Genomic DNA, 26613 nt, shown 5'->3' on the forward strand with positions numbered 1-26613 from the left:
TATGACCTACACCTTGCCTGCCTTGCCCTATGCCTACGATGCCCTGGAACCGCATATCGATGCGCAAACCATGGAGATTCACTACACCAAGCATCACCAGACCTACATCAATAATTTGAACGCGGCGGTAGAGGGCACGGAGTTCGCCGCTTGGCCAATAGAGAAACTGGTGTCGAGTGTGCAGCAATTGCCGGAAAAAATGCGCGCGGCGGTGATCAACCAAGGCGGCGGCCACGCCAACCACTCATTGTTCTGGGCGGTAATGTCGCCTCAAGGTGGTGGCAAGCCCGAGGGCGCACTGAGCAAAGCGATTGATGAGCAGCTGGGCGGCTTCGACAACTTCAAGGAGGCGTTCACCAAAGCTGCGCTGACGCGTTTCGGCAGCGGCTGGGCCTGGCTGAGCGTCACTGCGCAAAAGACCCTGGTGGTGGAAAGCAGCGGCAACCAGGACAGCCCGTTGATGAGCGGTAACACCCCGATCCTTGGCCTGGATGTCTGGGAGCACGCCTATTACCTGCGTTACCAGAACCGCCGCCCGGAATACATCAATGCTTTCTACAGCGTTATCAACTGGCCGGAAGTCGCCGCCCGCTATCAGGCTGCTCTGGCCTGACACCCTTCTTCATAACAAGCACTAAGGCCGATTATGGGCACTGAAACACTGGCGATTGGCAGCGTGCGATTGTTTCGCTATGCGTTTGGCTCGCTGCTGCTGTTGACAGGCACTGCCTTGCTGGTGGCCCACGGGCTGGCTTGGCTCGATCTTGAGCCGCGCATCCTGCGTGCCCTGCAGGGTGGTTCCATTTGCGCGTTGGGCACGGCGCTGGGCGCGGTGCCGGTATTAGTGATTCGGCGCATGCCGATGGCCTTGAGCGATACCTTGCTGGGCTTTGGCGCTGGCGTGATGCTGGCAGCCACTGCGTTTTCGTTGATCGTACCGGGGATTGCGGCAGCTGAAGGGCTGGGGCTGTCCCCCTGGGCCGCCAGTGGCCTGGTCAGTTCTGGCATCATCCTGGGCGCCTTCGGCCTTTATCTGGTTGACCGAAAGGTCTCAAGCGCCAGCCCGGAAATGCTGGTGGGTACGCCGGAGCAACCGGTGATCCCGCCGCGCATCTGGCTGTTCGTGTTCGCGATCATTGCCCATAACATTCCGGAGGGCATGGCCGTGGGCGTTTCCGCCGGGGGCGGCATGCCGGATGCCGACAGTCTGGCCATGGGCATCGCCTTGCAGGATGTACCCGAAGGCCTGGTGATAGCGTTGGTGCTGGCCGGCGCCGGGATGTCGCGGGTCAAGGCGTTCACGGTGAGTGCCGCCTCAGGCTTGGTCGAGCCAGTGTTCGCCGTGCTCTGCGCCTGGCTGGTAAGCCTGGCCGAGGTGCTGCTGCCCTTGGGCCTGGCCTTGGCGGCTGGGGCCATGCTGCTGGTGGTGACTCACGAAGTTATCCCGGAGTCGCGCCGCAATGGCCACGAAAAGCTCGCGAGCCTGGGGCTGTGTATCGGGTTTTGCTTGATGATGGTGATGGATACGGCGTTGGGATGAAGCGTCAGCGAATTATTCCCCTTCGTCGAAGAAGTTGTTGATCAACGCCTCCAAGGCCTTCATTGCCTCTTCTTCCCGCTCGCCTTCGGTCTCAAGGTGAATCTTGGTGCCCTTGCCGGCCGCCAGCATCATCATGGCCATGATGCTTTTACCGTCGACCATGGACTCGCGGGTACGCCCTGCGCGGATCTTGCAAGGGAATTGTCCAGCCACACCGACGAACTTGGCCGAGGCCCGGGCGTGAAGGCCCAATTTGTTGATGATTTCAATTTCACGTGCGGGCATCGCGGGGGTGTTCCTTTCAGCTGAGGTCGCGGTGGCGTACCTGGACATTCTTGAGGGTTTGTTGCAGCACCTGGCCCAGGCGTTCGGTCAGGTAGACGGAACGGTGATGGCCTCCGGTGCAGCCGATGGCGATGGTGACATAGGCGCGGTTGCTTGCAGCGAAGCGCGGCAGCCACTTGAGCAGGTAGCTGGAGATGTCCTGAAACATATCCTGCACATCCGGCTGCGCCGCCAGATAATCGATCACCGGCTGATCCAGGCCTGATTGGTCACGCAGTTCAGGCTTCCAATAAGGATTGGGCAGGCAACGCACATCGAACACCAGGTCGGCGTCTACCGGCATGCCACGCTTGAATCCAAAGGACTCGACTAGAAATGCCGTGCCGGGCTCAGGCTGGTTCAGCAGGCGCAGCTTGATAGCGTCGCGTAGCTGGTACAGGTTGAGGCTAGTGGTATTGATCTTGAGGTCGGCCAGATCGATGATCGGCCCCAACAGCTTCGTTTCGTCCTCAATGGCCTCGGCCAGGGAACGATGCGGGCTGCTGAGCGGGTGGCGACGGCGGGTTTCGGAGAAACGCTTGAGCAGGGTTTCCTCATCCGCATCCAGATACAGCACATCGCAATGTATATGCTTGGCCCGCACTTCTTCCAACAGTTCCGGGAACCGTGAAAGGTGGCTGGGCAGATTGCGGGCATCAATCGATACGGCCACCAGCGGCTGCGCCAGCTCGGTGTGAATCAGCGCGCGCTCCGCCAATTCGGGCAGCAGGCCCGCAGGCAGGTTATCAATGCAGTAGAAACCGCTGTCCTCAAGCACATTGAGGGCGGTGCTCTTACCCGAGCCGGAGCGGCCGCTGACGATGATCAAACGCATGATTACTGCCCGTTTTGCTCATCCAGGACAACCTGATACAGCGCGTCATTGCTGCTGGCGCTGCGGAGTTTGTTACGCACTTCCTTGCGATCGAGCATGCTGGCGATCTGCCGAAGCAGTTCCAGGTGCGCATCGGTAGCGGCTTCCGGGACCAGCAGCACAAACAGCAGGTCGACCGGGGCGCCGTCGATGGCGTCGAAATCGATGGGGGCTTCCAGGTGCAGCAGGGCACTGATGGGATCCGTGCACCCTTTGAGGCGACAGTGGGGTATCGCGATGCCGTTACCAAAGCCGGTGGAACCGAGCTTTTCACGAGCGATGAGAGCCTCGAAGACATCTTGCATTTCGAGGCCCGGCACTTCGCGAGCGATCAGGTTGGCAATTTGTTCGAGGGCTTTTTTCTTGCTGCCGCCCGGCGCGTTCACAAGGGAACGGCCGGGGGTCAGGATGGATTCAAGTCGGATCATGGGGGGAGAGTTAGCGACCTGTGCCTTGGAGCAGGCTCAGATTCTTTTCCTTATGCTTTTTAAGTTGGCGGTCCAGCTTGTCGGTGAGCAAGTCTATCGAGGCATACATGTCTTCATGCTCTGCGTTGGCAACCACTTCGCCACCGGGTATCTGGAGGGTCGCTTCGATTTTCTGCTGAAGCTTGTCGACCTTCATGATGACCTGCACGTTGGTGATCTTGTCGAAATGTCCTTCAAGCTTCCTCAGCTTCTGCTCGACGTAGTCGCGCAGTGGCGGGGTGACTTCTACATGGTGTCCACTGATATTGACTTGCATACAGCTTCTCCTTCGTTGCCAGTGCATAAAGCGACGGGCAAAAATACCCGTCACTGGAACGCTATGGCCCGCCCGTCACATCAAACGCTTACGCTCGCTGGAAGGCGCGATCCCAAGGGACTCGCGGTACTTGGCGACGGTTCGACGGGCGACCTGAATGCCTTGTGCCTCCAGTAAACCAGCGATCTTGCTGTCACTCAACGGCTTTTTCTGATTTTCCGCGGCAACCAGTTTTTTGATGATCGCGCGGATCGCCGTGGACGAGCATTCGCCGCCTTCAGAGGTACTCACGTGGCTGGAGAAAAAGTATTTCAGCTCGTAGATACCCCGTGGGGTATGCATGAATTTCTGTGTGGTCACCCGGGAAATCGTTGACTCGTGCATGCCTACCGCCTCGGCGATGTCATGCAGTACCAGCGGCTTCATCGCTTCGTCGCCATACTCCAGGAAGCCGCGCTGATGTTCGACGATCTGGGTCGCGACTTTCATCAGGGTTTCGTTGCGGCTCTGCAGACTCTTGATGAACCAGCGCGCTTCCTGCAACTGGTTGCGCATGAAGGTGTTGTCGGCGCTGGTGTCGGCGCGGCGCACGAACCCGGCATATTGCGGGTTGACCCGCAGACGCGGCACCGATTCCTGGTTCAGCTCCACCAACCAGCGCTCGTTGTCCTTGCGCACGATGACATCGGGGACCACGTATTCGGCTTCGCTCGACTCGATCTGCGAGCCGGGACGAGGGTTGAGGCTTTGCACCAGCTCGATGACCTGGCGCAGTTCGTCTTCCTTGAGCTTCATGCGGCGCATCAACTGGCTGTAGTCGCGGCTGCCAAGCAGGTCGATGTAGTCGGTGACCAGGCGCTGGGCTTCGACCAGCCAGGGTGTTTTGGCCGGCAGTTGACGCAATTGCAGCAGCAGGCATTCGCTGAGCGTGCGCGCGCCAATACCGGCAGGCTCGAACTGCTGGATGCGGTGCAGGACGGCTTCGATTTCGTCCAGCTCGATATCCAGTTCCGGGTCGAACGCCTCGAGAATCTCCTCGAGACTCTCGTCCAGGTAGCCCTGGTTGTTGATGCAGTCGATCAGGGTTACGGCGATCAGGCGATCGGTGTCCGACATCGGCGCCAGGTTCAACTGCCACAACAGATGGCTTTGCAGGCTCTCTCCGGCGGATGTGCGGGTGGTGAAATCCCACTCGTCGTCGTCACTGCTGGGCAGGCTGCTGGCGCTGGTCTGATAGACGTCCTCCCAGGCGGTGTCCACGGGAAGCTCGTTGGGAATGCGTTCGTTCCATTCGCCTTCCTCCAGGTTGTCCACCGTGGGGGCGGTTTCCTGATAGGAAGGTTCCTGCACGTCGGAATTGGGTTTTTGCTCGATGTTGTCGGCCAATGGGTCTGCATTGTCGAAGTCGTCGCCTTCTTCCTGGCGTTCGAGCATCGGATTGGACTCCAGGGCCTCCTGGATTTCCTGTTGCAGATCCAAGGTCGACAATTGGAGCAGGCGGATGGCCTGTTGCAGCTGCGGTGTCATCGTCAGCTGCTGGCCCATTCTCAGGACTAGCGATGGTTTCATGGCAGGGGCTTAACACCTTATTCGCCGGCGCAATGCGCCATCCACGACAGGGCGCGTGAGCGCCAAACATAAGCAAATTATATGCCTGATATCGGGGGCTTTGCCTAGAGCGCGGTAACAATAAAAAACCGGGGTTTTCATTGACTCCCGCGCACCGTGGCAAACGGCCGTGACACCACGGTGTTTACAGGCGGAATTCGTGACCCAGGTACACTTCCTTGACCAGCTCGTTGGCCAGGATGGTGGCTGAATCGCCTTCGGCAATCAGCTGTCCATCGTTGACGATATAAGCCGTTTCGCAGATATCGAGTGTTTCACGGACGTTGTGGTCGGTGATCAACACGCCAATGCCCTTGGCCTTGAGGTGATGGATGATCTGCTTGATGTCGCCGACCGAAATCGGGTCGACGCCGGCAAACGGCTCGTCCAGCAGGATGAACTTGGGCGCAGTGGCCAATGCCCGAGCGATTTCCACGCGGCGGCGCTCGCCACCGGACAGGCTCATGCCCAGGTTGTCGCGAATATGGTTGATATGGAATTCCTGCAGCAGGCTTTCCAGTTCGGCGCGACGGCCGTCGCGGTCGAGTTCCTTGCGGGTCTCAAGGATCGCCATGATGTTGTCGGCTACCGAGAGTTTGCGGAAGATCGAAGCTTCCTGGGGAAGATAGCCGATACCGGCACGGGCACGGCCGTGCATCGGTTGATGGCTGACATCCAGGTCGTCGATCAGTACGCGCCCTTGGTCGGCCTGGACGAGGCCGACGATCATATAGAAGCAGGTCGTCTTGCCGGCGCCGTTGGGGCCGAGCAAACCGACGATTTGGCCGCTGTCGATCGACAGGCTGACATCGCGCACGACCTGACGGCTTTTATAGGCCTTGGCCAGATGCTGGGCTTTCAGGGTTGCCATTACTCGGCCTTCTTCTTCGGCTGGATAACCATGTCGATGCGTGGGCGCGGCGCGCTGACCTTGGTGCCGTTGGCACGACCCGCCTGGGCGACCTGGGTCTTGGTGTTGTAGACGATCTTCTCGCCTTCGGTGGAGTTACCATCGGCGCTCAGCACCTTGGCCTGATCGATCAGCACAATGCGGTTCTGCTGCGCATGATACTGGATGGTCTTGCCATAGCCCTTCATCGGGCCTGGATCTTCTGCCTTTTGCTTCTGTTCGAAGTAGGCAAGGTTGCCCACCGACGTCACCACGTCGATGTCGCCTGCCGGGGTGCGCGTCAGGGTTACCGTGTTACCGGTGATCTTCATCGAGCCCTGGATAATGATTACGTCACCTTTATAGGTGGCGACGCCTTGCTTGTCATCCAGCTGCGCATCGTCAGCCTGGATACGGATAGGCTGCTCGCTATCGTTCGGCAGAGCCCAGGCGCTCACGCTTCCCAGTGCTGCGCCAAGACCGAGCAAAATCGGGAGAGTTTTAACGAGCCTCATACTGTCCTCTTACGTTCGATAGCAGGTGTATCCTGCTTTCTTTCAAATACGCTTTCATTCCCTTGCCAGTCGATACACCGCCAGCGCCGTCGATTCTAACGTCTTGCTCGGTCTGCGCATATTGCTGTTGTGGGAATACGGTCATGCGACTGCTGGTTATAATCGTGTCGCGGTTCTGGGCGTCAGTGCGTGCGACGCGTACCGAGTCGATCAGTTCGACCTGGGTACCGTCCGGGTTGACCTCGCCATGCTTGCTGGTCACATGCCACGGAAACTCCGTGCCGCGGTACAGGTTCAAGTCCGGGTTGGTCAGCAGGGTGACTTCGGAGGCCTTCAGGTGCTCGACTTTGTCCGAGGTCATCTCGTACTGCACCTTGCCGTCCGGCAGGAACTGCACGCTGTAGGCGTTGGTGGCGTAATAGTCGATAGCGCCCTCATCGACCTGCGCGGCAGGCTGGTCGAGAAAGCGCTCCGGGCTGATATTCCAGTAGCCCACCGCCAGGAACAGCGCGGCGATCACCCCGAATAACAGGAAGTTGCGAATCTTTTTGCTCAGCATATAACGCTCTATAGGTAGGCGGCGTGAGCCGCTTCAAGGCGGCCCTGGGCGCGCAGGATCAATTCGCAGAACTCGCGTGCGGCACCTTCGCCGCCACGGGCCGTGGTTATGCCGTGGGCATGTTCGCGAACGAATGTCGCGGCATTGGCCACTGCCATGCCCAGACCGACCCGACGAATGACCGGCAGGTCGGGCAGGTCATCACCGAGGTAAGCGACCTGCTCATAGCTTAGATTGAGTTGGCCCAGGAGCTCGTCCAGAACCACCAGTTTATCCTCGCGGCCCTGATACAGGTGAGCAATCCCCAGGTTTTGTGCGCGACGTTCCACAACCGGGGTTTTTCGACCGCTGATAATTGCGGTTTGCACCCCTGCCGCTATCAACATCTTGATGCCCTGGCCATCGAGGGTGTTGAAGGTCTTGAACTCGCTGCCGTCTTCGAGAAAGTACAGGCGACCGTCGGTCAGTACGCCGTCGACGTCAAAAATGGCCAGCTTGATGTGCTTGCCGCGTTGCAACAGGTCGCTGCTCATTTACATCACTCCCGCACGCAGCAAGTCGTGCATGTTCAGGGCGCCGATCGGGTGGTCGTCGCTATCGACCACCACCAGTGCGCCGATCTTGTGGTCTTCCATGATCTTCAAGGCTTCTGCGGCCAGCATCTCGGGACGCGCCGTCCTGCCGTGGGGCGTCATCACCGCGTCGATGGTTGCGGTATGGATATCAATGGTCCGGTCCAGCGTGCGCCGCAGGTCACCGTCCGTGAATACCCCGGCCAGGCGCCCATCGGTTTCGAGGATCACGGTCATGCCCAGACCCTTGCGGGTCATTTCCATCAGCGCATCCTTGAGCAGGGTGCCACGCGGTACATGGGGTAACTCATCGCCCGAATGCATGACGTTCTCGACTTTCAGCAACAGGCGTCGGCCGAGCGCGCCGCCCGGGTGGGAAAACGCGAAATCTTCGGCGGTGAACCCGCGGGCTTCCAGCAATGCCACGGCCAGGGCATCCCCCATCACCAGCGCGGCGGTGGTGGAGGAGGTCGGTGCAAGGTTCAGCGGGCAGGCCTCGTGGGCCACATGCACATTCAGGTTCACTTCGGCAGCCTTGGCCAGGGTCGACTCCGGGTTGCCGGTGATGCTGATCATCTGGATGCCCAGGCGTTTGATCAGCGGCAACAGGGTGACGATTTCGTTGGTGGTCCCCGAGTTGGACAGCGCCAGGATGATGTCATCCTTGGTGATCATGCCCATGTCGCCGTGGCTGGCTTCGGCCGGGTGCACGAAAAACGCGGTGGTGCCGGTGCTGGCCAGGGTGGCGGCAATCTTGTTGCCGACATGGCCCGACTTGCCCATGCCAACCACCACCACGCGGCCCTTGCTGGCCAGAATCATCTCGCAGGCGCGTACGAAATCCGCGTCGATATGGGCCAGCAAGCCTTCCACGGCTTCAAGCTCGAGGCGAATAGTGCGCTGTGCGGATTGAATAAGGTCGCTGGATTGGCTCATGTCTGAAATCGTATAGCCTGACGAAAAGTCGGCGATTATAGCGGTAATGATCAATTCCCTCACGCAAGTTCGTCAGGCTTTATTCTGCCGGTGCCTGAGATTCACGCCCGGCAACGTTTTTTCCCTGTCTCTTATCTGAACTGGCGCAGTTCCGGCCTTGGGGGCGTTGTACCAGCAGTGCTATAGTTCGCCGCCAGTTCGGTCCGCTCAGCCCACGTGGCTATATATATTGCGCAACCGTTGCAAACGTTTGTCGCAGAGGTGGTGTCTGAGTGAGAAGCTGCATCCCAAGGAGTTTAGATGAGTGCCGATAACGCCTACGCGGTCGAGCTGAAGGGACTGACCTTCAAGCGCGGGACGCGCAGCATCTTCAATAACGTCGATATTCGCATTCCACGCGGCAAGGTCACGGGCATCATGGGGCCTTCCGGTTGCGGCAAGACCACCCTGCTGCGCTTGATGGGCATGCAATTGCGCCCCAGTGCCGGTGAAGTGTGGGTCAACGGCCAGAACCTGCCGACCCTGTCGCGCAGTGATCTGTTCGATGCGCGCAAGCACATGGGCGTGCTGTTCCAGAGTGGGGCACTGTTCACTGACCTTGATGTTTTCGAGAACGTGGCATTTCCACTGCGGGTGCACACCCAGCTTTCGGACGAAATGATTCGCGACATTGTGCTGCTCAAGCTGCAGGCCGTGGGCCTTCGCGGCGCCATTGACCTGATGCCCGACGAGCTGTCCGGGGGCATGAAGCGTCGTGTCGCCCTGGCCCGTGCTATTGCCCTCGACCCGCAGATCCTCATGTACGACGAGCCTTTTGTCGGCCAGGACCCTATCGCCATGGGCGTGCTGGTACGGCTGATCCGGCTACTCAATGATGCGCTGGGCATCACCAGTATCGTGGTCTCCCACGACCTGGCGGAAACCGCGAGCATTGCCGACTACCTCTACGTCGTGGGCGATGGTCAGGTACTGGGGCAGGGTACGCCTGAAGAGCTGATGAATGCCGACAACCCGCGCATTCGCCAATTCATGACCGGCGATCCGGATGGCCCGGTGCCTTTTCACTTTCCGGCAGCGGATTACCGCGCAGATCTTCTGGGGAAGCGCTGATGCGCAAAACATCTCTTATCGAAAAGGTTCGCCTTTTCGGTCGCTCGGGCATCGACATCGTCGAAGTGCTGGGCCGCTCGACGATTTTTCTGTTTCACGCCTTGCTCGGCCGCGGCGGCATCGGCGGCGGTTTTGGCTTGTTGATCAAGCAACTGCATGCCGTCGGCGTGATGTCCCTGGTGATCATTGTGGTCTCCGGGGTGTTCATCGGCATGGTACTGGCATTGCAGGGCTTCAATATCCTGTCCAGCTACGGCTCGGAGCAGGCGGTGGGGCAGATGGTTGCCCTGACGCTGCTGCGCGAGCTGGGGCCGGTGGTCACCGCGTTGCTGTTCGCCGGGCGCGCGGGTTCCGCGCTGACCGCCGAAATCGGCAATATGAAGTCCACCGAGCAGTTGTCCAGCCTGGAAATGATCGGCGTCGACCCGCTCAAATACATTGTTGCCCCGCGCCTGTGGGCCGGCTTCATATCCCTGCCACTGCTGGCGATGATCTTCAGCGTGGTCGGTATCTGGGGCGGTTCCTGGGTGGCGGTGGACTGGCTGGGCGTCTACGACGGTTCCTACTGGGCCAACATGCAGAACAGCGTCACCTTCAACGGTGATGTACTCAACGGCATTATAAAGAGCATCGTCTTTGCCTTTGTCGTGACGTGGATTGCCGTATTCCAAGGCTACGACTGTGAGCCCACTTCAGAAGGGATCAGTCGCGCCACCACCAAGACCGTTGTGTACGCCTCGCTGGCGGTACTGGGCCTTGACTTCATTTTGACCGCCTTGATGTTTGGAGATTTCTGATGCAAAACCGCACTGTGGAAATCGGTGTCGGCCTTTTCTTGCTGGCTGGCATCCTGGCTTTACTGTTGCTGGCCCTGCGGGTCAGTGGCCTGTCGGCCAGCCCCACCGCCGACACTTATAAACTTTACGCCTACTTCGACAATATCGCCGGTTTGACTGTCAGAGCTAAAGTGACCATGGCCGGCGTGACGATCGGCAAGGTCACGGCAATCGATCTGGATCGCGACAGTTTCACCGGTCGAGTGACGATGCAACTGGACAAGAAGGTCGACAACCTGCCGACCGACTCCACTGCGTCTATCCTCACTGCGGGTCTGCTGGGCGAGAAATACATCGGTGTCAGCGTGGGCGGGGAAACAGCCCTGCTCAAGGATGGTTCGACCATCCACGACACGCAGTCGTCGCTGGTGCTTGAAGACCTGATCGGAAAATTTTTGCTCAATACGGTCAATAAAGACGCCAAATGAGGACTCTGTACATGATCTCTACCTTGCGACGTGGCCTTCTGGTACTGCTTGCAGCGCTGCCATTGATGGCCAACGCGGCGGGTTCTGCGCACGATCTGGTGCAGGACACGACCAACAAAATGTTGGCTGATCTGACCGCCAACAAAGAACAGTACAAGCAAGACCCGAGTAAGTTCTACGATGCGCTCAACAGCATTGTCGGACCGGTGGTGGATGCCGAAGGCATTTCCCGCAGCATCATGACGGTCAAGTATTCGCGCAAGGCGACCCCTGAGCAGATGCAGCGCTTCCAGGAAAACTTCAAGCGCGGCCTGTTCCAGTTCTATGGCAATGCGTTGCTCGAGTACAACAACCAGGGCATTACCGTTGCACCCGCCGGCGATGAGTCGGGTGATCGCACCAGCGTGAACATGAGCGTCAAGGGCAACAACGGTGCCGTCTACCCTGTCCAGTACACCCTGGAGAAGGTCAAGGGCGAATGGAAGTTGCGTAACGTGATCATCAACGGCATCAACATCGGCAAGCTGTTCCGTGATCAGTTCGCCGACGCCATGCAGCGCAATGGCAACGACCTGGACAAGACCATCAATGGTTGGGCCGGTGAAGTCGCCAAGGCCAAGGAAACGTCCGACAAAGAAGCCGGGAAGGCTGCGCAATGACCGAGTCGGCTGTGCGTCTTGGCGACGCCGGTGAGTTATTCCTCAGCGGCGTGCTGGATTACCGCACCGGGCCTGACCTGCGCAAGCAGGGGCAGGCGTTGATCAAGACCAGTACCGCGCCCGCGCTGGTACTGGACTGTTCGGCGGTGACCAAATCCAGCAGTGTCGGCCTGTCGTTGCTGCTGTGCTTCATGCGCGATGCCGAGGCGGCCCAAAAAACCGTCAGCATCCGTGCGTTACCTGAAGACATGCGCGAAATTGCCGAAGTTTCCGGTCTGACCGAGCTGTTGGCGCATCCTTAATACACGTCTTCAAGCGAGCCCCCCGTCAGAGTCCTGCTATGCGGGGTTCGCAGGCGCGGGGCTTTTTTGTATGATGTGCGACCCGCGCGCACTGGGCGCCGATAGAGGTTGAGCATGCAGGCCCTAGAAGTTAAGAGCTTCCTTGAAGGAAAGCTGCCGAATACTGAGGTTGCAGTTGAAGGCGAAGGCTGCAATTTCCAGCTGAACGTGATTAGCGATGAACTGGCGGCATTGAGCCCGGTCAAGCGTCAGCAGCAGATCTATGCCCATTTGAACCCGTGGATCACCGATGGCAGCATCCATGCGGTCACTATGAAATTTTTCAGCCGCGCGGCCTGGGCCGAGCGCACCTGAGCCCCCAAGGCGTCGAGATTCTTATGGATAAATTGATTATTACCGGCGGTGCCCGCCTTGATGGCGAGATCCGCATTTCCGGTGCGAAAAACTCCGCCTTGCCGATCCTGGCAGCGACCCTGCTGTGCGATGGCCCGGTCACCGTGGCCAACCTGCCGCACCTGCATGACATCACCACCATGATCGAGCTGTTCGGTCGCATGGGCATCGAGCCGGTGATCGACGAGAAACTCGCTGTCGAAATCGACCCGCGTACCATCAAGACCCTGATCGCACCGTACGAGCTGGTGAAAACCATGCGTGCGTCGATCCTGGTACTGGGCCCGATGGTTGCCCGTTTCGGCGAAGCCGAAGTGGCACTGCCTGGCGGTTGCGCCATCGGTTCGCGTCCGGTAGACCTGCACATTCGTGGCCTGGAAGCCATGGGCGCGATCATCGACGTCGAAGGCGGCTACATCAAGGCCAAGGCGCCGGAAGGCGGCCTGCGTGGCGCGAGCTTCTTCTTCGATACCGTCAGCGTGACCGGTACCGAGAACATCATGATGGCCGCTGCCCTGGCCAACGGTCGCAGCGTCCTGCAAAACGCCGCGCGCGAGCCGGAAGTGGTCGACCTGGCCAACTTCCTGAACGCCATGGGTGCGAAGGTTTCCGGCGCCGGCACCGACACCATCACCATTGATGGCGTAGAGCGTCTGCACACCGCAACCTACAAGGTCATGCCTGACCGGATCGAGACCGGCACCTACCTGGTTGCCGCCGCCGTCACCGGTGGTCGCGTCAAGGTCAAGGATACCGATCCGACCATCCTGGAAGCGGTCCTGGAAAAACTCCGCGAAGCCGGTGCCGAAATCACCTGCGGCGAAGACTGGATCGAGCTGGACATGCACGGCAAGCGGCCAAAAGCCGTCAATGTGCGTACCGCTCCGTACCCGGCGTTCCCGACCGACATGCAGGCGCAGTTCATTTCCTTGAACGCGATTGCCGAAGGCACCGGTGCCGTGATCGAGACCATCTTCGAAAACCGTTTCATGCATGTTTATGAGCTGCACCGCATGGGCGCGAAGATCCAGGTTGAAGGTAACACTGCCATCGTCACCGGTATCGACAAGCTCAAGGGCGCGCCAGTCATGGCCACCGACCTGCGCGCATCGGCCAGCCTGGTGATCTCCGCGTTGTGTGCGGACGGTGACACCTTGATCGATCGCATCTACCACATAGACCGTGGTTACGAGTGCATCGAGGAAAAACTGCAGATGCTCGGCGCGAAAATCCGCCGAGTACCGGGCTAGTCCCGGAACTGAAAACACCGTCACTGTGGTGAGCGGGCTTGCTGTGGTGAGCGAGCTTGCTGTGGTGAGCGAGCTTGCTGTGGCGAGCGAGCTTGCTGTGGTGAGCGGGCTTGTTGTGGTGAGCGGGCTTGCCCCGCGCTGGACTGCGCAGCAGTCCCCGCTTTGGGGTCGCTACGCAACCCCGCACCGCGCAAGCCCGCTCACCACAGACGGTGTCAGTTCGCGGTATGCTGAATGTGTTCCAAATCGAGGCTGTCATGGCCTCGATCTGTGTCTGGCGCCGTTTGCGACCAGGCAGCAATAGCCTGATGAAGGATTGACGTTTCCCATGTTGACCATCGCACTGTCCAAGGGCCGCATCCTTGACGACACTTTGCCGCTTCTGGCTGAAGCGGGCATCGTGCCGACCGAGAATCCGGACAAGAGCCGCAAGCTGATCATTCCCACCACCCAGGACGACGTTCGTCTGTTGATCGTGCGGGCCACCGACGTGCCGACCTATGTTGAACATGGCGCGGCCGACCTTGGCGTCGCCGGCAAGGACGTGCTGATGGAATATGGTGGCCAGGGCTTGTACGAACCGCTGGACCTGCGTATTGCCCTGTGCAAGTTGATGACCGCCGGCCGCGTCGGTGACGTTGAACCCAAGGGCCGCCTGCGTGTGGCCACCAAGTTCGTCAACGTCGCCAAGCGCTACTACGCCGAGCAAGGCCGTCAGGTCGACATCATCAAACTCTACGGCTCCATGGAGCTGGCGCCACTGATCGGCCTGGCCGACAAGATCATCGACGTGGTCGATACCGGCAACACCCTGCGTGCCAACGGTCTCGAACCACAGGATTTCATCGCTGACATCAGCTCCCGCCTGATCGTCAACAAGGCATCAATGAAGATGCAGCACGCCCGAATCCAGGCGTTGATCGACACCCTGCGCAAGGCAGTGGAGTCTCGACACCGCGGTTGACTCACCCGCGCGGCCATAGGCTGCGCCCGTCTATCCGCCTCATAGCCAGAATTCTCAGGTGCCCAAGCGGAGCGAACGGTAGTTTAGGGCGCCTGAGTTTTTGCCAATCCTATGAGGCCCTCGCTATGACCACGTCCACTGCAATTGCCCGACTCAACGCTGCCGACCCGGATTTCGCCCATCATCTGGATCATTTGCTGAGCTGGGAAAGCGTGTCCGACGACTCGGTCAACCAGCGGGTGCTCGACATCATCAAGGCGGTGCGCGAGCGCGGTGACGCGGCGCTGGTGGATTTTACCCGTCAGTTCGACGGTCTCGACGTGCAGTCCATGGCCGACCTGATCCTGCCGCGTGAACGCCTGGAGCTGGCGCTGACCCGCATTACCGTGCCGCAGCGCGAAGCCCTCGAAGTGGCGGCGGCGCGAGTGCGCAGCTACCACGAGCAACAAAAGCAGGACTCCTGGAGCTACACCGAAGCCGACGGCACGGTGCTGGGCCAGAAGGTCACGCCACTGGATCGTGCCGGCCTGTACGTGCCGGGTGGCAAGGCGTCGTACCCGTCGTCCGTTTTGATGAATGCGATTCCTGCCAAGGTGGCGGGCGTGACTGAAGTCGTCATGGTGGTGCCCACCCCGCGCGGTGAAATCAACGAGCTGGTGCTGGCCGCTGCCTGTATTGCCGGTGTCGACCGTGTATTCACCATCGGCGGTGCCCAAGCGGTTGCGGCGCTGGCTTATGGCACCGAAAGTGTGCCGAAGGTCGACAAGGTCGTTGGTCCCGGCAACATCTACGTCGCCACTGCCAAGCGCCATGTATTTGGCCAGGTCGGTATCGATATGATTGCCGGTCCTTCGGAGATCCTGGTGGTGTGCGATGGCCAGACCGACCCGGATTGGATCGCCATGGACCTGTTCTCCCAGGCCGAGCATGACGAAGACGCCCAGGCGATCCTGGTCAGCCCGGATGCCGAGTTCCTCGACAAGGTCGCCGCCAGCATCGATAAGTTGCTGCCGACCATGGAACGTGCCGAAATCATCGAGAAATCAATCAATGGTCGTGGCGCGCTGATTCTGGTGCAGGACATGGAACAGGCCATTGAAGTGGCCAACCGCATCGCGCCGGAGCATCTGGAATTGTCGGTGGCCGACCCCCAGGCCTGGCTGCCGTCGATTCGTCATGCCGGTGCGATCTTCATGGGGCGTCATACCAGCGAAGCCTTGGGTGACTACTGTGCCGGCCCCAATCACGTGCTGCCGACTTCCGGCACCGCGCGATTTTCGTCGCCGCTGGGGGTTTATGACTTCCAGAAGCGCTCGTCAATCATCTTCTGCTCGCCACAAGGCGCATCCGAGCTGGGCAAGACCGCGTCGGTGCTGGCCCGTGGTGAGTCCCTGAGCGCTCACGCCCGTAGCGCCGAGTATCGAATCCTGGATGAGGGGAAATAACACATGAGCAAATTCTGGAGTCCCTTCGTCAAGGATCTGGTGCCTTACGTACCCGGCGAGCAACCGAAGCTGACCAAGTTGGTCAAGCTCAACACCAACGAGAACCCGTACGGCCCATCGCCCAAGGCGTTGGCCGCCATGCAGGCCGAGTTGAACGATGACCTGCGTTTGTACCCGGACCCCAACAGCGACCTGCTCAAACAGGCCGTGGCCAGGTATTACGCGATCGATGCTGGCAAAGTGTTCCTCGGCAACGGCTCCGACGAAGTGCTGGCGCACATCTTCCACGGCCTGTTCCAGCACGAGCTGCCGCTGCTGTTCCCGGACATCAGCTACAGCTTTTATCCGGTGTACTGCGGCCTCTACGGCATCCAGTCGGCGCCGGTGCCATTGGACGAGCAGTTTCAGATCCGCACGGCGGACTACGCCAGACCCAATGGCGGGATCATCTTCCCCAACCCGAATGCGCCAACCGGTTGTGTAATGGCTCTGGACGCGGTGGAGCAGATCCTCAAGGCCAGCCCGGATTCGGTGGTAGTGGTGGATGAAGCCTATATCGACTTTGGCGGCGAAACCGCCATCAGCCTGGTGGACCGCTACCCGAACCTGTTGGTGACCCAGACCCTGTCCAAATCGCGCTCACTCGCCGGTTTGCGCGTAGGCCTGGCGGTGGGCCACCCGGACCTGATCGAAGCGCTGGAGCGGGTCAAGAACAGCTTCAATTCCTATCCGTTGGATCGTCTGGCAATTGTCGGCGCGGCGGCGGCGTTCGACGATCGTGAATACTTCGAAAAAACCTGCCAGCAGGTGATCGACAGCCGCCACCAATTGGTCGTGCAGCTGGAAGCTAAGGGGTTTGAGGTGCTGCCGTCAGCGGCCAATTTCATCTTTGCCCGCCACCCACGCCACGATGCAGCCGGACTGGCAGCCAAGTTGCGCGAGCAAGGGGTGATCGTGCGCCACTTCAAGCAGGCGCGGATTGCCCAGTTCCTGCGGATCAGCATCGGTACACCGGAGCAGAACCAGGCGTTGATCGATGGGTTGGGTGAGCTCTGACATCCACTGAAATCAAATGTGGGAGGGGGCAAGCCCCTCCCACATTGGTGGGTGCGTCGGCAGTTAGATCAACGGCTCATCCGGTTTCTTGTTCTTCCAGCCATCATTGCCCGGCAGCAACAGGTTCAAGCCAATCGCTACCACGGCACACAGGGCAATGCCCTTCAAGCCGAAGTCATCCGGGCCGGTGCCGGTACCGACCAACACGCCGCCAATCCCGAACACCAGGGTTACCGACACAATCACCAGATTGCGCGCCTCACCCAGGTCGATCTTGTGGCGGATCAGGGTGTTCATGCCCACGGCGGCAATCGAACCGAACAACAGGCACAGAATCCCGCCCATCACCGGCACCGGGATGCTTTGCAGCAGTGCGCCGAATTTGCCGATAAATGCCAGGCTGATGGCAAAGATAGCCGCCCAGGTCATGATCTTCGGGTTGTAGTTCTTGGTCAGCATCACCGCGCCGGTCACTTCGGCGTAGGTGGTGTTCGGCGGGCCGCCAAACAGGCCGGCGGCCGTGGTGGCGATGCCGTCACCCAGCAAGGTGCGATGCAGGCCAGGTTTTTTCAGGTAGTCGCGTCCGGTCACGCTGCCTACTGCAATCACACCGCCGATATGTTCGATCGCCGGGGCCAGGGCCACCGGGACGATAAACAGGATCGCCTGCCAGTTGAATTCCGGCGCGGTGAAGTGGGGTAGAGCGAACCAGGGTGCGGCGGCGATCTTCGCGGTATCGACCACGCCAAAGTAGAACGACATGGCAAACCCCACCAGCACGCCGGAGATAATCGGCACCAGGCGAAAAATGCCCTTGCCGAATACCGCCACGATCAGCGTGGTCAGCAGCGCCGGCATCGAGATCATCATCGCCGTCTGGTAATGAATCAGCTCGGCACCGTCGCCGGACTTGCCCATGGCCATGTTTGCGGCGATCGGCGCCATGGCCAGGCCGATGGAGATGATCACCGGCCCGATTACCACCGGCGGCAGCAGCCGGTCGATAAAGCCGGTGCCTTTGATCTTCACCGCCAGGCCCAGGAACGTATACACGAAGCCGGCCGCCATCACGCCGCCCATGGTCGCCGCGAGGCCGAACTGGCCCTTGGCGAGGATGATCGGGGTGATGAAGGCAAAACTCGATGCCAGGAACACCGGCACCTGTCGCCCGGTCACCACCTGGAACAACAACGTGCCCAGGCCGGCGGTGAACAGCGCGACGTTTGGATCAAGACCTGTGATCAGTGGCATCAACACCAGCGCGCCAAATGCCACGAAGAGCATTTGTGCGCCAGACAGGATCTGGCGCCAAAGCGGGTCGTTGAATTCATCCTGCATGTTCACGCGTCCTTCTGCTTGGTGCCGAAGATCTTGTCACCGGCATCGCCCAGGCCGGGGATGATGTAGCCGTGTTCGTTCAAACGTTCATCGATGGAGGCGGTATAGATCTGCACGTCCGGGTGTGCACTCTCGACGGCCGCGATGCCTTCGGGCGCGGCCACCAGCACCATGGCGCGGATGTCCTTGCAACCGGCCTTTTTCAGCAGGTCGATGGTGGCGACCATGGAACTGCCGGTGGCGAGCATCGGGTCGATGATCATCGCCAGGCGCTCATTGATTTCCGGAACGAGTTTTTCCAGGTAGGTGTGAGCCTGCAGCGTCTCTTCATTTCGGGCCACGCCCACGGCGCTGACCTTGGCGCCCGGAATCAGGCTGAGCACGCCTTCAAGCATGCCGATACCGGCGCGCAGGATCGGGACCACGGTGATTTTCTTACCGGCGATCTTCTCGACCTGGACGGGACCGGCCCAACCTGGGATCTCGTAGCTCTCCAGTGGCAAATCCTTGGTGGCTTCGTAAGTGAGCAGCGCTCCGACTTCCTGAGCAAGCTCACGGAAATTCTTCGTGCTGATGTCGGCGCGGCGCATAAGGCCGAGTTTGTGTCGGATCAGCGGGTGGCGGATCTCGCGAGTGGGCATGGGAAAGGCTCCGGCGGCGGGCAAAAAAACCGGCCTAGATTAATCTATCCGAGGGTGTTGTCCTATAGACATCTAGTACGTTAGTCCATTAAGGCTTGCCCGCAGCGCATGAGAAGCGTACCTTCGCCCGCTTTTCTTGCCACAGCACCCCTTGGAGAGCGCCATGTCCGCTGATCTCGAGCATATCCGTCAAATCATGCGCGAGGCTGACTGCCTGTACACCGAAGCGCAAGTCGAAGAAGCGATCGCCAAGGTCGGCGCACACATCACTCGCGAAATGGCCGACACCAACCCGGTGGTGTTCTGTGTGATGAACGGCGGCCTGATCTTCGCCGGCAAGCTGCTGACTCATCTGCACTTCCCACTGGAAGCGTCTTACCTGCACGCTACCCGCTATCGCAATGAAACCAGCGGCGGCGACCTGTTCTGGAAGGCCAAGCCGGAAGTCTCGTTCATCGATCGTGACGTGCTGATCATCGACGATATCCTCGATGAAGGTCACACCCTGGGTGCGATTATCGACTTCTGCAAACACGCCGGCGCACGTAAAGTGCACACCGCCGTACTGATCGACAAGGACCACGACCGCAAGGCCCGTCCCGAGTTGAAAGCCGATTTCGTCGGCCTGCCGTGCATCGACCGCTATATTTTCGGTTACGGTATGGATTACAAAGGCTACTGGCGCAACGCCAATGGTATCTACGCCGTCAAAGGGATGTAACGCATGGCCCGCTTTCTGGATCAGACACTGTTCACCGAACTGGCCGAGAAAGCGGCCGCCAGCCCCCGTGGGCGGCATCATCATAACTTCCATGACATGGATGAGCCTTGCCATCGCATGGCGGTGGGCCTGCAACCCGGCACCTACGTGCCTCCTCACCGCCATCTCAGCGCGGACAAGGCGGAAACCCTGCTTGTGCTCCAGGGCCGTCTGGGCCTGCTGGTGTTCAACGACAACGGCGAAGTGATCGCCAGGCGCGTGATGCAGGCCGGCAGCGAATGCGCCGGCGTCGATCTGCAGCCGGGGGTGTTCCATGGTCTGGTGGTGCTGCAGCCCGACACCGTGATGTTCGAATGCAAGGCCGGGCCCTATCGACCGGTCGGCGAGGGTGAGCTCGCGCACTGGGCGCCCCGGGAGGGCGATGCCGGCGTCGCCGAGTATCAACGCTGGATGCTTGCCCAGTTCGATTGAACGGCAGTGCCGGGCCGCCCTGTCACATGGGGCCAGCAGCGCTTTCGAAGCCTGCGTTGCGCAGGTAGACTTCAAACCCCGTGTAAATGTCTGCAGGCTGGAGTCGGTAATGCGTAAAGATAAGAAACAGGTGATTGGTGATGAGATCGGCGACGATCAGATCAAGTTGTTCCTGAACTTCGAACCGGTCGACGCCACTTCACCGTCCCTGCACAAACTGATCAAGGCTTACCGTGGCCTGCGTATCGACGACTTCGAGCGGTTCCTGGGGTTCTTCAAGGAAGCCGGCCTGGATCTGGATGGCAAAGACGAGCACGGCCAGACCTTCGTCGACCTGATCAAGGACCAGCGCAATGCCGCCGAGTACATCGAATTGATCGATAAAGCCCGCGGCTGATTGCGTCGCGCAAAAAAAACGCCCCGTTCTCATCGTGAGAGCGGGGCGTTTTTTATTGCAGCAATGCCTTAGGCGAAGCTCTCGGCCTCGTTGCTCTGCTCAACCAGTTCCAGGCTGATGTTGTTCTGCGCGTTGATCCTGCGATACAGCTCGGCGTCGGTCTCCAGCACTTTTTCGCGCGCCGGGAAGATCTCGTGCAGCTTGGCTGCCCATTTGCCGCTGGCCTTGGCCGGGAAGCAGCGCTCGATCAGTTCCAGCATGATCGACACAGTCACCGACGCGCCTGGGGAGGCGCCCAGCAGCGCTGCCAGCGTACCGTCCTTGGCCGCGACCAGCTCGGTGCCGAATTGCAGCACGCCGCCTTTTTTCGGGTCTTTCTTGATAATTTGCACACGCTGGCCGGCCACTTCCAGGCGCCAGTCCTCGGCTTTCGCCTCCGGGTAGAAACGGCGCAAGGATTCCAGGCGCTGCTCCATGGACTGCATCACTTCGCTGACCAGGTACTTGGTCAGGTCCATATTGTCGCGGGCTACGGCCAGCATCGGGCCGATGTTGCCCGCGCGCACCGACAGCGGCAGGTCGAGGAATGAACCGTGCTTGAGGAACTTGGTGGTAAACCCGGCGTAAGGCCCGAACAGCAGCGACTTCTTGCCATCCACCACGCGGGTGTCCAGGTGCGGCACCGACATCGGCGGCGAACCCACGGCGGCCTGGCTGTAGACCTTGGCCTGGTGATGCTTGACCACTTCGGGGTTGTCGCAACGCAGCCACTGGCCACTGACCGGGAAACCGCCAAAACCTTTGCTTTCTTCGATACCCGAGGCCTGCAGCAGCGGCAGGGCCGCACCGCCGGCGCCGAGGAACACGAACTTGGCGTCCACTTCACGACTGTTGCCGCTGTTGACGTCCTTGATGCTCACGGTCCAGCCGGCACCGTTGCGCTTGAGGCCGGTGACGCGCTTGCAGTACTTGACCTGGGCATCGGCCGAGCTGGTGAGGTGATTGAGCAACTGATTGGTCAGGGCGCCGAAGTTGACGTCGGTGCCGTTCATGACACGGGTAGCGGCGATTTTTTCGTCGAGCGGGCGGCCCGGCATCATCAGCGGCATCCACTCGGCCATCTCGCTGCGGTCTTCGGTGTAGTGCATGTCCGAAAACGCATGGTGCTGGCGCAGGGTCTCAAAGCGTTTCTTGAGGAACTCGACGCCTTTCTCGCCTTGCACGAAGCTCAGGTGCGGCACCGGGCTGATAAAGGATTTGGATGAGCCGAAGGTGCCCTTTTTGGTCAGGTACGCCCAGAACTGCTTCGACACCTCGAACTGGGTGTTGATGTGCACGGCTTTCTTGATGTCGATGGAGCCATCGGCGGCCTGGGGTGTGTAGTTCAATTCACACAGGCCGGCGTGGCCGGTACCGGCATTGTTCCACGGGTTGGAACTTTCCGCGGCACCCGAATCCATCAGCTCAACGACTTCCAGCTTGAGGCCGGGGTCGAGCTCCTTGAGCAGTACGGCCAGGGTGGCACTCATGATGCCGGCCCCTACCAGTACAACGTCGACTGCTTCGTTATGCGCCATTTAACGCGTCTCCAAAATCTGCAGCACCAAATTGACGGCATGGCTGCCAGGAGTGACGGGGCGGTTCACGTGTTGCCCCAGGTTACCCATGGCCAGGATCGCCATGTCCGTTTCGCAATTCTTTGCAACGTCAGCACACGCTTGCTGCCTGGCCTGATCTGCCTATGAACGCATTCATGGGCGGCTGTGGCAATTCGACTTATGGTCAAAGCGTGCGATGCGTGCAATCAATCCGTAGCGGACAGGCTCAAGCTCCGGTTGTCGAGGAGCACTCGGTCCTGTGCGGTTGGGCTGTTCCAGACGCTGATGGTGCTTGTACAAACGCCAAACTATTCATTTGCTCGCCACACTCTTGTGAAGTTGTGAAAACCCGTTTTTTTCACGCTCTTTTGAAGACGTGAACCTCAAAAAAGGGCTGCCCCAGCCTGGCACCTGGCCCGCAGCTCTGCGTCGACACGCGGCAGAACGGGCAAACAACTCAAGTGGCCGAGCGCAATGGCAGCTCTGGCAGATTCGGTAAAGACGGGTGGTTTGCAGAGCAAACAGCAAGCGCGCCAGCTTCACAGGATCTGTGTGGGCGGCTCTCTGTGGGCGATTGCTGGGGTTAATACCGAGGCATTAACGGTGCTGCGAGGCCCGATCAGGAGACGTCCTTATAATCGGGGGGAGATTGTAGCGAAGAACGTCAGGGAAATGGGCGTGTTTTATGACTTTTATTAGACATTTGGTCAGGCGGCCAACGCCGGCCGGCGTGACGCCCGCTCCACGCGTGGGCTGACACGGGCATGGGCCGGCAAGGGGCGATGCATCCAGCTCAGACGAATTTCCTCGATTTCCACCCAGCCTTCGCCCACCGGTGGCTGGCTGCACTCTTTGAACGCCTGGCAGCGACCTTGCAGATCGAGCAGCGCAAACTGACGAAGCGCGGGCTTGCGGGTAAACAACGACCAGAGAAATTGCATGGCGATCAGCCTCCTGTGATTGAGGCCAAGCATGCCGGTGCGGGATGACGGAGCGATGTATCGGCTGTGACACGTGAGTGACAGCGAACCGCGCATAATGCCGCGAGTCATAGGTTGTAACTGACGCTGGTTCCCTGCGATGACCCCCCGTTATACTGGCGGCCTGTCGGTACCTGACTTTTCTGGAGAGAAGCGCATGTTGCAACGCCTGTTGTTCGGTTTGATCACTGTGACCACGCTGGCCCTGGTTGGCTGCGCCAACAGCCCGCAACAACTCAGTCCGCAACCGAAACTCACCACGCAGTTGGCGCCGGTGGGCCATGGCCAACCGGTGTCGGTGCGGGTGGTGGACGGCCGTCCGTCGCCGACCTTGGGTTCTCGTGGTGGCCTGTACCCGGAGACCGCGCTGATTTCGGTCAATGCCCAGGATGTGCTGCCCAAGCTGCAGGCCCAGGCCGAGGCGGCCGTGCGTCTGCTGGGCTTTACCCCATCCAACTCGCCGGGCGTGCCGCAGTTGACCGTTACCCTGGCTGAGTTGAAATATCAGTCGCCCAAGGAAGGCCTGTATGTGACCGAGGCTTCCATCGGCGCCACCTTCAAGTCCGACGTCAACGCCGGCACCCGCCGCTACAGCGGCCGTTATGCGGCCTCGCTCAACCAGCGTTTTGGCATGTCGCCCAACCAGGAGACCAACACCAAGCTGGTCAGCGACGTCCTGAGTGATGCCTTGACTCGTCTGTTCAAGGACCCAAGCATCGGTCAGTTGCTCAGCTCGCAATAAGCGCGTCACGAAAAACCGGGCTCAACTGGCCCAATGCCGGTCAGTTAAGAGACGGAACGGGCAACCAGTAACCTGTGGCGAGCGGGCTTGCCCCGCGTTGGGCTGCGAAGCAGCCCCAAAACATAGTCCCGGAGCTGCCTGGCATACTGCGACGCTCCTATTGGGGCTGCTGCGCAGCCCAACGCGGGGCAAGCCCGCTCACCACAGTTACAGTGTTCCTCCTTAACTGACTGGCATTAGGCTCAACTGGCCCGGTTTTTTTTCGCCTGCGCTTTCAGGCTGCCGTGTCGATAAAAAAGTCCAGCAGGCTGACGCCGGTCAGCTGATCGGTCTCCGGCAAGTCCGCGTGCTGGTGTCCGCCGAGGGCGCAATACACCAGCCAATGACGGTCCTGAACGTTGAACGCCAGGCTGTCGATCAGCGCCTCCTGTTCGTCGCTTTGGGCGATCAGATACAGCCGGTCCTGGTTTTGTGCGTGCAGCATGGCAAGCTCCTGAGCGTTCGAAGGGCAACAGAGTGGACTGTTAAGGTGACGTTCAGGTGACGCACTGAATTACTGGATAGATTAGCCGTCCATGGGGCGCGACCCTACAGGCGCAGCCGGCGAGGTGCGCGTGAGGTTGTATCCAAACGGTTACCCAGGCAACGTTTCACCGAGGTTTGCGATGGCACTGCCCGCACTACTGATCAACGCTGTTGCGCTGGCTGTCGCCTGCACAGGCGCCGCGCTGTTGTTCGTCACCCGCCTGCGCGAGCGCCGCGCCATGGCCAAGCTGACCGCGCAAAGCGAAGAACGCGCAATCGACCAGCCAATGCTGTTTCTGGATGTGCGCACCGAGCGGGCGCACCGGCAGGCCTACCGCATCGGGCTCGCCTGCCTTGGGCTGGCACTGCTGACCTCGTGGATCAGCACGCACCTTTAGAACACCGCAAAGTAAGTGTTTAGAGCGGGATCCCAGCCTTGACCCGATACTGATTGCGCACCGGCGTCGCGTATTGCACCACCAGGAATGGCCTGTGTTCCGCCGGGCATTCGCTCAAGCGCCGCTCCCACTCGGCTTTCGCCTTGGCCAGTTCGTCGGCAGGAAACAGGTCCTCGGCCCTCGGCACCGCCAGCTGCGGGTCGGCATCACTCCACTGCGAATACGCCAGGTAGTGCACCGGGAACAGGCGATAGCCGCCGAGAATCTGCCGATCCATTTCCACCGCCAGTACCTTGGTGTCTTCGAATCGCTCGGTAATCGGCGGCGCGAAGTTGATGTGCACCCGGCCCTTGTAGCCGGTGATGCCCAGCGCAATGCTCACGTCATCCTCGCCTGGCGCCTTGCAGTAGGTGCCGGTGGTGGCGCGGATATACAACTCGCGCGCCTTGGCCGCATCGCAGGGGTCGTATTCGTAGCTGATGGACACCGGCGTCAGGTTCAGCGACTGGATCACTTCGGCGAACGGCTCGTCCTTGCGGCTGACGTGGAACATCTTGAGGATCGCCGATTCGGTGCGATCGTCGCCATCCTTGGCACGGCCTTCAGCCTGGGCAATCCAGATCGACTGCCCGTCGTTGCGGATCGAATGATTGATGTAAGCCGACAGCAGGTTGAACGCCGCCATCTTTTCCTTTCGCCCGGTGATGGAGCGGTGCACGATGAAGCTCTTGTTCAAGCGCATCAGGTCGCTGACGAACGGCTTTTGCAGCAGGTTGTCGCCGATGGCGATGCGCGGCGTCGGCAGGCCGGCGTGGTACACGGCGTAGTTGACGAAGGCCGGGTCCATCACAATATCGCGGTGGTTGGCCAGAAACAGGTAGGCGGTGCCCGATTTGAGTTGCTCGACGCCGGTGTAGGTCACGCCGTCGGTCGCCCGGTCGATGGTGTGGTCGACGTAATACTCGACTTTATCCTGCAGCGTCGCCACGGTAGTGACGCCGGCGAACTCACGGCGCAGTTTGCGGGCGATCATCGGCTTGAGCAGCCAGCCCAGGGTGCCGGCAAAGCGTGGAAAGCGGAAGTGGGTCAGGATGTCCAGAAAGGCCTTGTCACTGAACAGCCGCGCCAGCACCGCCGGGACTTCGCTGTCGTTGTAAGGTCGGATGGTATCGAATTCGCCCATCATGCTCTCTTGTTAGAAACGGCTAGGGTAAGTAAAGGAAATGCCAGGGTGCGGTCCGGGGAATGGGTCCGGCCGAGAATAGCCCTGTAAATAGACCGGCGATTATACGCACAAGTCACCTTGGAGGCTGCCATGCTGGAATCTGCGCTGTACGATTGCCCTTATTGTGGCGAGTCGGTCGAGACGTCGGTGGATCTGTCCGGCGGCGACCAGACCTACATAGAAGACTGCCAGGTATGCTGCAGGCCGATCAGTTTCAATCTGCAGGTGCATGGTGAAGAGTGGATGCTCGAAACCCGCGCCGAGAACGACTAACAGGTACGCCCATGCAGCGAATCTATGAACCCGAAAACCTGATGGAAGGCGAGTTGCTGCAACAGATGCTCGCCAGCGAGGGCATCGAGGCGCACCTGGTGGGTCGACACTTACTGGGCGGCACCGGCGAATTGCCGATCTTCGGCCTGCTGGGACTGGAAGTGGATAACGACCAAGCGCTCCAGGCGCGCGAACTGATCACCGCCTATATCGGCGCGCAACCGCTGCCCGGCGATGAACCCGACAGCTTCCCCGACGTGCTGGTCTGTTAGGCTGTCGGCCGGTTTACCCAAGAGTCGT

General features: G+C 60.0%; 35 protein-coding genes. 19 read left to right on the forward strand and 16 right to left on the reverse strand.

The window, feature by feature from the left end:
- The first annotated feature begins 1 nt into the window (after position 1).
- Positions 2-613, forward strand: coding sequence for a superoxide dismutase (locus PSH94_RS04275; protein ID WP_253510480.1), 612 nt, complete (start codon positions 2-4; stop codon positions 611-613).
- Positions 614-646: 33 nt separating this feature from the next.
- Positions 647-1540 (forward strand): ZIP family metal transporter, encoded by an 894-nt coding sequence (locus tag PSH94_RS04280; protein WP_305436584.1) that lies wholly within the window; start codon positions 647-649, stop codon positions 1538-1540.
- 12 nt (positions 1541-1552) lie between these two features.
- On the opposite strand, the gene PSH94_RS04285 is transcribed toward PSH94_RS04280, so the two are convergent.
- From PSH94_RS04285 to PSH94_RS04330, 10 genes are all read right to left on the reverse strand, one after another.
- Complete coding sequence (locus tag PSH94_RS04285) at positions 1553-1825, reverse strand: HPr family phosphocarrier protein (RefSeq protein ID WP_305436586.1); 273 nt, start codon at positions 1823-1825, stop codon at positions 1553-1555.
- Between the two features lie 16 nt (positions 1826-1841).
- The gene (gene rapZ, locus PSH94_RS04290; RefSeq protein WP_181080631.1) at positions 1842-2699 is read right to left on the reverse strand and encodes an RNase adapter RapZ; all 858 of its coding nucleotides are present in this window, start codon (positions 2697-2699) and stop codon (positions 1842-1844) included.
- Between the two features lie 2 nt (positions 2700-2701).
- A complete protein-coding gene (ptsN, locus tag PSH94_RS04295; RefSeq protein ID WP_181080632.1) occupies positions 2702-3166 on the reverse strand; it encodes a PTS IIA-like nitrogen regulatory protein PtsN in 465 nt (154 codons plus the stop codon).
- A gap of 10 nt (positions 3167-3176) precedes the next feature.
- Positions 3177-3482 carry a ribosome hibernation-promoting factor, HPF/YfiA family gene (gene hpf / locus PSH94_RS04300; RefSeq protein ID WP_027604812.1) on the reverse strand — a complete coding sequence of 102 codons (306 nt, stop codon included), beginning with the start codon at positions 3480-3482 and terminating at the stop codon, positions 3177-3179.
- Positions 3483-3557: 75 nt separating this feature from the next.
- Positions 3558-5051, reverse strand: coding sequence for an RNA polymerase factor sigma-54 (locus PSH94_RS04305; protein ID WP_285427906.1), 1494 nt, complete (start codon positions 5049-5051; stop codon positions 3558-3560).
- A 184-nt stretch (positions 5052-5235) separates the two neighbouring features.
- The gene (gene lptB / locus PSH94_RS04310; RefSeq protein WP_048723959.1) at positions 5236-5961 is read right to left on the reverse strand and encodes an LPS export ABC transporter ATP-binding protein; all 726 of its coding nucleotides are present in this window, start codon (positions 5959-5961) and stop codon (positions 5236-5238) included.
- Positions 5961-6494, reverse strand: coding sequence for a lipopolysaccharide transport periplasmic protein LptA (gene lptA / locus PSH94_RS04315; protein ID WP_034095915.1), 534 nt, complete (start codon positions 6492-6494; stop codon positions 5961-5963). The genes lptB and lptA overlap by 1 nt, the downstream gene beginning before the upstream one ends.
- Positions 6481-7053 carry an LPS export ABC transporter periplasmic protein LptC gene (gene lptC, locus PSH94_RS04320; RefSeq protein WP_181080634.1) on the reverse strand — a complete coding sequence of 191 codons (573 nt, stop codon included), beginning with the start codon at positions 7051-7053 and terminating at the stop codon, positions 6481-6483. Before lptC ends, lptA begins: the two co-directional genes overlap by 14 nt.
- A gap of 8 nt (positions 7054-7061) precedes the next feature.
- The gene (locus tag PSH94_RS04325; protein WP_181080635.1) at positions 7062-7586 is read right to left on the reverse strand and encodes an HAD family hydrolase; all 525 of its coding nucleotides are present in this window, start codon (positions 7584-7586) and stop codon (positions 7062-7064) included.
- On the reverse strand, positions 7587-8561 hold the full coding sequence (locus PSH94_RS04330) for a KpsF/GutQ family sugar-phosphate isomerase (protein WP_181080636.1): 975 nt from the start codon (positions 8559-8561) through the stop codon (positions 7587-7589).
- 300 nt (positions 8562-8861) lie between these two features.
- Between PSH94_RS04330 and PSH94_RS04335 the strand changes: the two genes are divergently transcribed.
- From PSH94_RS04335 to hisC, 10 genes are all read left to right on the forward strand, one after another.
- The gene (locus PSH94_RS04335) at positions 8862-9671 is read left to right on the forward strand and encodes an ATP-binding cassette domain-containing protein (RefSeq protein WP_105520876.1); all 810 of its coding nucleotides are present in this window, start codon (positions 8862-8864) and stop codon (positions 9669-9671) included.
- The gene (gene mlaE / locus PSH94_RS04340) at positions 9671-10468 is read left to right on the forward strand and encodes a lipid asymmetry maintenance ABC transporter permease subunit MlaE (protein WP_167417298.1); all 798 of its coding nucleotides are present in this window, start codon (positions 9671-9673) and stop codon (positions 10466-10468) included. Before PSH94_RS04335 ends, mlaE begins: the two co-directional genes overlap by 1 nt.
- On the forward strand, positions 10468-10935 hold the full coding sequence (mlaD, locus tag PSH94_RS04345; protein ID WP_003171814.1) for an outer membrane lipid asymmetry maintenance protein MlaD: 468 nt from the start codon (positions 10468-10470) through the stop codon (positions 10933-10935). The genes mlaE and mlaD overlap by 1 nt, the downstream gene beginning before the upstream one ends.
- Positions 10936-10946: 11 nt before the next feature.
- A complete protein-coding gene (locus PSH94_RS04350) occupies positions 10947-11594 on the forward strand; it encodes a phospholipid-binding protein MlaC (RefSeq protein WP_181080639.1) in 648 nt (215 codons plus the stop codon).
- Entirely contained in the window at positions 11591-11896 is a 306-nt protein-coding gene (locus tag PSH94_RS04355) for a lipid asymmetry maintenance protein MlaB (protein ID WP_181080640.1), read from the forward strand. The genes PSH94_RS04350 and PSH94_RS04355 overlap by 4 nt, the downstream gene beginning before the upstream one ends.
- A 114-nt stretch (positions 11897-12010) precedes the next feature.
- On the forward strand, positions 12011-12250 hold the full coding sequence (locus tag PSH94_RS04360; RefSeq protein WP_010567702.1) for a BolA family protein: 240 nt from the start codon (positions 12011-12013) through the stop codon (positions 12248-12250).
- Positions 12251-12273: 23 nt separating this feature from the next.
- Positions 12274-13539, forward strand: a complete 1266-nt coding sequence (gene murA, locus PSH94_RS04365) for a UDP-N-acetylglucosamine 1-carboxyvinyltransferase (RefSeq protein ID WP_181080641.1) — start codon at positions 12274-12276, stop codon at positions 13537-13539.
- Positions 13540-13867: 328 nt separating this feature from the next.
- Positions 13868-14503: an ATP phosphoribosyltransferase gene (gene hisG / locus PSH94_RS04370; protein WP_003188599.1), complete on the forward strand. Its 636-nt coding sequence runs from the start codon at positions 13868-13870 to the stop codon at positions 14501-14503.
- 125 nt (positions 14504-14628) lie between these two features.
- Positions 14629-15948, forward strand: a complete 1320-nt coding sequence (hisD, locus tag PSH94_RS04375; RefSeq protein ID WP_253510487.1) for a histidinol dehydrogenase — start codon at positions 14629-14631, stop codon at positions 15946-15948.
- A gap of 3 nt (positions 15949-15951) precedes the next feature.
- Positions 15952-17004, forward strand: coding sequence for a histidinol-phosphate transaminase (hisC, locus tag PSH94_RS04380; RefSeq protein WP_253510489.1), 1053 nt, complete (start codon positions 15952-15954; stop codon positions 17002-17004).
- A 63-nt stretch (positions 17005-17067) separates the two neighbouring features.
- Here hisC and PSH94_RS04385 read toward each other — a convergent pair whose 3' ends face one another.
- Together PSH94_RS04385 and upp are read right to left on the reverse strand one after the other, a co-directional pair.
- A complete protein-coding gene (locus tag PSH94_RS04385) occupies positions 17068-18342 on the reverse strand; it encodes a uracil-xanthine permease family protein (protein ID WP_034095928.1) in 1275 nt (424 codons plus the stop codon).
- Between the two features lie 2 nt (positions 18343-18344).
- Positions 18345-18983 carry a uracil phosphoribosyltransferase gene (gene upp, locus PSH94_RS04390; RefSeq protein WP_181080644.1) on the reverse strand — a complete coding sequence of 213 codons (639 nt, stop codon included), beginning with the start codon at positions 18981-18983 and terminating at the stop codon, positions 18345-18347.
- A gap of 163 nt (positions 18984-19146) precedes the next feature.
- Here upp and PSH94_RS04395 point away from each other — a divergent pair, with 163 nt between their 5' ends.
- From PSH94_RS04395 to PSH94_RS04405, 3 genes are all read left to right on the forward strand, one after another.
- Positions 19147-19704 carry a hypoxanthine-guanine phosphoribosyltransferase gene (locus PSH94_RS04395; RefSeq protein WP_181080645.1) on the forward strand — a complete coding sequence of 186 codons (558 nt, stop codon included), beginning with the start codon at positions 19147-19149 and terminating at the stop codon, positions 19702-19704.
- Positions 19705-19707: 3 nt separating this feature from the next.
- The gene (locus PSH94_RS04400) at positions 19708-20175 is read left to right on the forward strand and encodes a WbuC family cupin fold metalloprotein (RefSeq protein ID WP_181080646.1); all 468 of its coding nucleotides are present in this window, start codon (positions 19708-19710) and stop codon (positions 20173-20175) included.
- A gap of 109 nt (positions 20176-20284) precedes the next feature.
- Positions 20285-20572, forward strand: coding sequence for a PA4642 family protein (locus PSH94_RS04405; protein ID WP_124403101.1), 288 nt, complete (start codon positions 20285-20287; stop codon positions 20570-20572).
- Positions 20573-20640: 68 nt separating this feature from the next.
- On the opposite strand, the gene mqo is transcribed toward PSH94_RS04405, so the two are convergent.
- Positions 20641-22149 carry a malate dehydrogenase (quinone) gene (mqo, locus tag PSH94_RS04410; RefSeq protein WP_305436595.1) on the reverse strand — a complete coding sequence of 503 codons (1509 nt, stop codon included), beginning with the start codon at positions 22147-22149 and terminating at the stop codon, positions 20641-20643.
- Positions 22150-22877: 728 nt separating this feature from the next.
- Positions 22878-23111, reverse strand: coding sequence for a hypothetical protein (locus tag PSH94_RS04415; protein ID WP_181080649.1), 234 nt, complete (start codon positions 23109-23111; stop codon positions 22878-22880).
- Positions 23112-23307: 196 nt separating this feature from the next.
- On the opposite strand from PSH94_RS04415, the gene PSH94_RS04420 reads away from it, so the two are divergent.
- The gene (locus PSH94_RS04420; protein WP_181080650.1) at positions 23308-23892 is read left to right on the forward strand and encodes a YajG family lipoprotein; all 585 of its coding nucleotides are present in this window, start codon (positions 23308-23310) and stop codon (positions 23890-23892) included.
- 274 nt (positions 23893-24166) lie between these two features.
- Here the strand turns inward: PSH94_RS04420 and PSH94_RS04425 are convergent, their stop codons facing one another.
- Entirely contained in the window at positions 24167-24376 is a 210-nt protein-coding gene (locus tag PSH94_RS04425; protein WP_181078604.1) for a hypothetical protein, read from the reverse strand.
- 181 nt (positions 24377-24557) lie between these two features.
- On the opposite strand from PSH94_RS04425, the gene PSH94_RS04430 reads away from it, so the two are divergent.
- On the forward strand, positions 24558-24815 hold the full coding sequence (locus tag PSH94_RS04430; protein ID WP_253510495.1) for a hypothetical protein: 258 nt from the start codon (positions 24558-24560) through the stop codon (positions 24813-24815).
- Between the two features lie 19 nt (positions 24816-24834).
- On the opposite strand, the gene PSH94_RS04435 is transcribed toward PSH94_RS04430, so the two are convergent.
- Positions 24835-25998, reverse strand: coding sequence for a 1-acyl-sn-glycerol-3-phosphate acyltransferase (locus PSH94_RS04435; protein WP_253510497.1), 1164 nt, complete (start codon positions 25996-25998; stop codon positions 24835-24837).
- 132 nt (positions 25999-26130) lie between these two features.
- On the opposite strand from PSH94_RS04435, the gene PSH94_RS04440 reads away from it, so the two are divergent.
- Complete coding sequence (locus PSH94_RS04440; RefSeq protein ID WP_305436596.1) at positions 26131-26313, forward strand: CPXCG motif-containing cysteine-rich protein; 183 nt, start codon at positions 26131-26133, stop codon at positions 26311-26313.
- A gap of 11 nt (positions 26314-26324) precedes the next feature.
- Positions 26325-26585 (forward strand): putative signal transducing protein, encoded by a 261-nt coding sequence (locus PSH94_RS04445; RefSeq protein ID WP_305436598.1) that lies wholly within the window; start codon positions 26325-26327, stop codon positions 26583-26585.
- The last annotated feature ends 28 nt before the right edge of the window (positions 26586-26613 follow it).

It is taken from the genome of Pseudomonas sp. FP2254 (assembly GCF_030687695.1).
GTDB classification, from domain to species: domain Bacteria; phylum Pseudomonadota; class Gammaproteobacteria; order Pseudomonadales; family Pseudomonadaceae; genus Aquipseudomonas; species Aquipseudomonas quebecensis.